Source organism: Streptomyces sp. NPDC127190 (assembly GCF_042672505.1).
Lineage (GTDB): Bacteria > Actinomycetota > Actinomycetes > Streptomycetales > Streptomycetaceae > Streptomyces.
Window position 1 is genome coordinate 307,538 of record NZ_JBHXVE010000006.1, and the last position, 6,589, is coordinate 314,126.

Genomic DNA, 6,589 nt, shown 5'->3' on the forward strand with positions numbered 1-6,589 from the left:
CGGCCGGCCGCCGAGGCTTGGCGCGAAGGCGTTTGTGGGAAGGGTCAGTTGGGCTCGCCGGTCTCGTCGTCCTCGCTGTCGTGGCGGCGGGCGGCGGCTTCGATGGCGGAGTTCCGGATGCGGTAGAAGTCCTGGAGCCAGCGCCGGGAGATGGCCTTGGAGTACCGGGGCCAGGCCGCCAGGTCGGCCAGGAGGACGGCGAAGTCGATGTCGGTGTCACCGGCGCGCAACAGACGGACGCTGCCGGGCAGATGACGGTGGAGCCCCTCCAGGCTCTGTCGGGTCAGGAGGTTCAGGCGGGCTTCGGCCGTGTCCTGACGGACCCCGGTCTGTCCGCCCTGCGCGATGACGGCGCGGGCGAAGGAAGCGCCCAGGCTGTCCCGGCGGGCCCGCACAGGCGCCTTCCGCTCTTCTGCGGGTTCCGCCTCCTTGTCCGCCGTCTTCGGCTCGTTGCTGGCGGCCGCCAAGTCCCGTCCGTCGGGCTCCGGCGTCGTCTCGTCGGCGTCGGGGGCGGTGAAGGAGTGGCGGGGCCGGTCGGCGATCATCGCGGCCACGGCGTAGAAAGCACGCTCCTCCGCCTCTCCCCTCTCTTCGGGCAACCACGGGGCGACGATGCGGTGCATAGAGCTGACGTCGTCCAGCCCGCGGCGCAGTCCCTTGCGCAGAGCGACCCGGACACCGGGATCGGCACCGCACCTGGCAGTGATCTCTTCGACGTACGTGCGGTACAGGGAATGCCGGGTGACAGGTGGGGCGGTGGTGGTCATCGGGAGTTCCTCCGGGGACGGCCGCTGCGGCCGGGCGTGGCCGGCGGTCTGACGGACAGGGGCGGATCAGGAGCGTGGACGGCGGTTGCCGCCGTAGAGCTCGGTACGGGCGTCGGCGACAGCACGCGCACCGCGCTGGGTGTGGCACACCGGCTCGGTGACGCTCGCGTAGGCCCGTTCCGCGATCCGCAAGAACGCCTGCCTGGCAGCGTTACGGTCCAGTCCGGCCTCGACGAGGAGCGCGCCGGTCGTATCGAGGCCGTCGAAGCGGGACCAGAACTCCTCCTCGGCCTGCGGCCAGTACATGGCGGCGGCCCGCTCTGCCCAGTTGTCGGCTTCCTTCGGCCTGGTCTCACGGGTGTAGAGCTGGCAGGCACGGCGCACCGCGTACTGCACGCGCCGCCCGTACAGCTCGCCGGTGCGCCGCAGCCAGCCGACCGCCGGCGCGACGGCCGGGTTGGTTTTCTCAGCCCGGTCAAGGACCGGCGGGGTCAGCCCGGCGACGAACTGCCGGTCCTTGGCCTGCCCGTCCTGCTCGAAGCCGAGAGCACGCACGGCCAGTGGCCTGTCCAGCACGTCGGAGACTTCCAGAGCATGGGAGGGGGAGAAGACTTCGGGGTGGCGGGCCTGGGACGTGCCGCCGGGTTTGAGCAGCAGCAGGCCGTCGATGTCCCGCCACAGCGCACGCCCCGAATCCGCAGGCCGGGGATAAGGGTTGCCCTGCTGGCTGATCTGCCAGATCAGGAACGGGTCGTCGCGCGGCAGACGCCCGTCGCGGTAGGCCCAGGTGATGAAGGCATCCGTCACGACGTTCTCGTCGTCCGGGTCGGGGATCAGGAGCAGGGCATGCTGGGAGACGGCCGTCAGCCGCGAGCAGGGCCCCTGCACGGGGGGCGGCGGCGCGTCCGGGTCGGGCAGTTCCTCCCACTCCCACATGCAGCGGTCCGTCGTACGGCTCACCTGCGGGTCCGGGTGAAGGAGGCCCGCCAGGAGTGTCTCGAAGAGGGTGGAGCCCTCGGGATGGTAGGAGAGCGCGCCGCGCAGCGGGCCCGCCTTCATGTTCGCGCTCGCGGTTCCGCCGACGGTGCGGGCGGAGCCTCGTCCGGAGGGGCCGTAGTAGTGCCAGGTCAGCAGGCTCAGGACGGCTTCACCTGCGGGGACGGGGTCAGGGTCGCCGTCCTGGACGTGGGTGAACCAGGCGTGGTTGTTGCCGGAAGGCCGGGTCGGCACCAGCTTGTTGACCCCGGCCGAACGCGCCGGATCGCACTGCTCGGCCAGGCGCGGATCCTGCATCCAGGGCCGCTCGCCGAACAAGCACAGCCGGTGCGCCCAGGCGTCGAAGTAGGCGGTGATGCCGTCGGCGGGCAGCTGGCCCGCGTCCAGAATGTTCAGACGGCGCTCGGACCAGTCCTCGCCCGATCCGTCGTCGTCCTCATCCAGCGCGCACACCCGGGCGGTGAGCGCGTACAGCGTGCGCAGGACCGCGGAGTAGGCCGGCGGTTCGGTGATGGCGAGCGAGCTGATCTCGTGACTACGCGCCAGCAGGGTGCGCAGGCCGACCAGCGGCGGCAGGTGCTGGCCGCCTGCTTGGGCGGCCGGAGTCCACAGGACCGGGATCCACGGTGCTTCGTCAAGGGGAAAGGCGGACACCGTGAACATCACGCTCCTGCGGTGGGCGGGTTGGCACAATGGGTATCGAGGGCCCCGCGTGAGCGGGGGTGAACCGGGTGCGTGCCACAGCTCGCCACCGGTGCTTCCCCTCTGCCCGCGCAAGCGGGCTCATCCGGCCCGCCCCTCGTCTCCCCCTGCCGAGGGACGGGCCTGGTTCAATCATCCAAGGGTGCCTGGCACAGCTCAAGCGGTTCAGTGACCTCGGTCAAATTCGATCGATACCGGTCTCGCGCGTGAACTCGACGCACCTGCCGTCGAGTTGACCGTGCCAGACTGCGCCCTCGCTGCCCTCCGCCGTACGGACCATGGGTACGAGGACGAGGTCACGCAGGTGGGTCTGCTTGCGCCAGGCCGCAGGAAGGTCGGGCCGCTCGCCAGCCGGAGGCAGCCAGCTGCCGGGTACGGGTACGGCGCGCGCGACGATCCGTCGCACCGCCGCCCGGTCCGGAGCACCCTTGTCCGGCAGTGGGAGTCGCCCGTCCTCGTCGAGCGAGACACCCCCCGCATCCTGGGTGAACAGCATGAGCAGGCGTCCGGTGTCGGCACCGAGCCGGGTGGTGAGCAACTCCGCGGTCATCTCCGCGGTGCCTTTGCTCAGGAGGGACAGATCACCGCGTACCGCATACGGTGGACTGATCCCAGTCATCACGGCGAGCGTCTCCTCCGCGATCTGAGCACCCGCCCGTCGCTGGTCGAGTGCGTGCAGCCGCCTCGCGGCCGCCTCGGCCTCCCCCTCACCGGCCTCCTTCAGCCGATCGGTGAAGTCCTGCGCGTACACGGCGTCCACGAGGTGCTGCACGTCCCCGGGAACAGCGATTCCCTGCCCTGCCTTCTCCCGCAACAGGACGGCCGAGCGCAGCAGAAGCGAGTGGTCGTAGACGTCTCCCCACGACCTGGGGGGCTCGGTCGCACCGTCCGGCCCGGTGGGCTCCAGGACGACCAGAGCGGGCCGCTCCTCCGCCCGCGCCCAGTGGGGGCGTCCGGCCGCCCCGCGGGCGTGGCGCCGTCCGCGGCCGGCGCGTTGCAGGAGCAGGGCCAGCGGAGCGAGGTCGCTGACCACGAGGTCGAAGTCGAAGTCCAGTGACTGTTCCACGATCTGGGTCGCCACCAGGATCGACGCAGGCCGCGCACCAAGCTGTTCATCCGGGCCGGGCTTTCCATAGGCGAGCTCGCAGTCGGCGGTGATCTCCTGTCGCAGCAGGCCGGGGAAGCGTGAGTGAAGCAGCCGGATCCCGCCCTTCTTGCGGGCCAGGGCCGGGAACGCCTTGCGGAGGTCGCGGAAGGTGCGTTGTGCCTCAGCGACGGTCGTGCAGCACACCAGCGCCGTCCCGCCGAACTCGGCAACGGGAGTGAGGACTTCACGTAGTACGCCGCGCCGCCCGCCCGGCTTCAGCCGGGCTTCGCTGTCATCGCAGTCCCAGGTCACCTGCCGCAGCGACAGGTCCAGGGTCCGCGGGCGCAAGGTCGCCACCGCGCGCGCATCCGACACCTCTCCCGTCGCGGCGTCCGCGAACAGCCAGCCTGGGTAGGCCGGTTGAACGTCGCAGGGCGCGGTGAAGCCGGCACCCCGCCGGTACGCGTCGACGAGGGAACTGGCGGAGCGGCCGCTCAACGTCGCCGACAGCAGCACCACCGGGGCCCGCAACGCCCCCAGCCATTCCAGAAGGCGGACCATGAGCGTCTGCATCCACGGCCCGTAGGCATGCGCCTCGTCCACGATCAGCACCTTGTCCGACAGGCCGAACAGACGCAGCGCGTTGAAGGAGACCGGCAGGACCGCAGCGAGAGCCTGATCGATCGTGCCCGCGCCCAACGGCGCGGCAAAACCCCGCTTACCGCCCTCCCGCAGCCATGCACGCGCCTCCACCGCAGTGGCCGGAGCCGCACTGAACTCATCGCCTGACGCATCCGCGCCCTGCTCACCCTGTCCGACGGCCTCCTTGAGGCTCCAGGTGTCCGTCGCGCATCCGCCCTGGACGCCGTCCATCGCGGGGCTCAGCCAGGCCGCGCTGTGCATCAGCAACAGGGCCCGCTCCCCGGTCAGCACGCGCTCGGCGAACGAGGCCACCCGCGGGAACATCTGGTCCGCGGTCGCCATCGTCGGCAACGCGAAGTACACCCCTCGCGCCCCCGAGGCCCGACCGAGCGCCGCGGCCGCGAACAGGGCTGCCTCCGTCTTTCCGTCGCCTGTCGGCGCTGTCACCAGTACCAGTCCCGAGCCTTCTTCCCCCACCAGCCCGGGCAGGACCTCCGCGATGTCCTGCTGCAATGCGTTCGGCGTGAACGGAAACAACTCCTCGAACTTCAAAGCCTTCTTACGCGGGAACTCGGTACGGCCCAGTCGCGCCGTCGCCACCACGCCAGGCGCGTCCCGCGCAGCCTGCCAGTAGTGCGCATCCAACTGTTCCGCACTGCCCGGCCACGTCCTGGACGGCAGACCGGGCAGGATCCACTCGACGCTGCTGGCCAGCCAGTCCGCCAACACGACCAGCCCGTACACCCGCACCGACGTCGCCGCCGACAGCTGCCCTGCCGGCACGGTCTCGGCCCCCACTACCCGCCGAACCGCCTCAAGATGGCAGCGCCGCTGCTCCTGCCACCCGCGCTGCCCCAGCCCCGCCTGATACTGACCGGCTGCCGCGGCCTGCCGGGGCGGCACCACATCTGCGAAACACCCGTGGTGCCCGCCCAGCAACTGGGCCACTTGATGCGGCAGACTGCGCGCCTGCACCCGCGATACCGGATATCCGGCCTCCGCCAGCAACGACACCAACGCCCAGTGCGTCCCCAGTTCGTGCCGGAACCCCGCCAACCTCTCGGCCCCTGCCGCCGCAAGGTAATCCCCGTCGCCCGTCAGTGCCTTGAACGCATCCGGCACCTGTGCCTGGAACGGTGGCGTGATCTTCCCTAGATCATGCAGACCCGCCCACCACGCCAGCACCGCTCGCGCCTGGCTTACACCCAGGCCAAGCTCCCCCGCGACGCGCTCCCGTAACCGAGGGTGCAGCAGGACATCCCACAGCGCACCGAACACCGCTGCCACATCCAGCAGATGACAGATCAAGGGGTACGGATACGGCAGCCCTCGCTCCTTGCCCCACACCCGCACATCCACCTGGTCCGGGACCACTACATCGCTCATGCCGAGAACTTCTAGCAGCAGCCACCGACAACACGGGCCCACCTGCGGAAATCCCCACCGCCGTCGCCATACCGGAGATAGTTTGACTTCTGTCACCGCTGTGCCGCGTCTCTCTGAGACGCCGCCATTTGATCGAAGTCAGGGAGACTCTGATGCGCCGCAACAGCGTTGGTAAAGGAAGTGTCAACCCCTTCTAACATCGCAGGTCAGGAAGTGTCCGCTCCGCGCAGGCGGAGGTGAACCGACGTCCACGTTGGGGGGCAGCCGCTTGAACTCGTCCGCTCCGCGCAGGCGGAGGTGAACCGCCCTCCAGGCCTGGCATGAGCTGAATGACCGCGTCCGCTCCGCGCAGGCGGAGGTGAACCGTCGATCTCGCAGTTCGGGCAGGCCGCGTTGTCGTCCGCTCCGCGCAGGCGGAGGTGAACCGGCCACCGCCGCCGTCAAAGTCGTCATGCCCACGTCCGCTCCGCGCAGGCGGAGGTGAACCGTCCGCGGGGTCCTTCGTCCACAGGCCCTCGGCGTCCGCTCCGCGCAGGCGGAGGTGAACCGAGGCCGACGGCGGCGTTGCCCGCCTTGCGCACGTCCGCTCCGCGCAGGCGGAGGTGAACCGCCCGGCGCAGGCGACTCGGAGCGTCACCCGCGTCCGCTCCGCGCAGGCGGAGGTGAACCGGTGAACGTGGTTGTGATGTCCGGGATCAACACGTCCGCTCCGCGCAGGCGGAGGTGAACCGGAACGCTGGGCGGTCACCTGGCGCCTTGCCGCGTCCGCTCCGCGCAGGCGGAGGTGAACCGCGGGAGAGGGCAGAGGGCCGGGTTGTGGCGGCGTCCGCTCCGCGCAGGCGGAGGTGAACCGCTCAGGGGCCAGCGGCTGGGGTGTTGGTGCCCGTCCGCTCCGCGCAGGCGGAGGTGAACCGGCGGCGCAGAGGGAGCCCACCGGGTCGGTACCGTCCGCTCCGCGCAGGCGGAGGTGAACCGACGCCGCCTCGGGCAACCCGCGCGCCGCGGGCGC

At 70.7% G+C, this 6,589-nt stretch carries 3 protein-coding genes and 1 CRISPR repeat array; all 3 genes read right to left on the reverse strand.

Annotated features, from left to right (window positions below):
• Positions 1-44: 44 nt before the first annotated feature.
• The 3 genes from casB to ACFVIU_RS13335 all read right to left on the reverse strand — a co-directional run bounded on the left by casB (position 45) and on the right by ACFVIU_RS13335 (position 5,580).
• Entirely contained in the window at positions 45-767 is a 723-nt protein-coding gene (casB, locus tag ACFVIU_RS13325; protein ID WP_385842468.1) for a type I-E CRISPR-associated protein Cse2/CasB, read from the reverse strand.
• A gap of 66 nt (positions 768-833) precedes the next feature.
• The gene (gene casA / locus ACFVIU_RS13330) at positions 834-2,426 is read right to left on the reverse strand and encodes a type I-E CRISPR-associated protein Cse1/CasA (RefSeq protein ID WP_385842469.1); all 1,593 of its coding nucleotides are present in this window, start codon (positions 2,424-2,426) and stop codon (positions 834-836) included.
• Between the two features lie 217 nt (positions 2,427-2,643).
• A complete protein-coding gene (locus ACFVIU_RS13335) occupies positions 2,644-5,580 on the reverse strand; it encodes a CRISPR-associated endonuclease Cas3'' (RefSeq protein ID WP_385842470.1) in 2,937 nt (978 codons plus the stop codon).
• A gap of 214 nt (positions 5,581-5,794) precedes the next feature.
• Positions 5,795-6,555: direct repeats of the CRISPR family, unit length 30 nt; unit sequence CGTCCGCTCCGCGCAGGCGGAGGTGAACCG.
• Positions 6,556-6,589: the final 34 nt, after the last annotated feature.

Bases quoted from the DNA above. Each gene is read 5' to 3' on its own strand.
- casA (WP_385842469.1), bottom strand. From the start codon at position 2,426: ATGTTCACGGTGTCCGCCTTTCCCCTTGACGAAGCACCGTGGATCCCG.
- ACFVIU_RS13335 (WP_385842470.1), bottom strand. From the start codon at position 5,580: ATGAGCGATGTAGTGGTCCCGGACCAGGTGGATGTGCGGGTGTGGGGC.
- casB (WP_385842468.1), bottom strand. From the start codon at position 767: ATGACCACCACCGCCCCACCTGTCACCCGGCATTCCCTGTACCGCACG.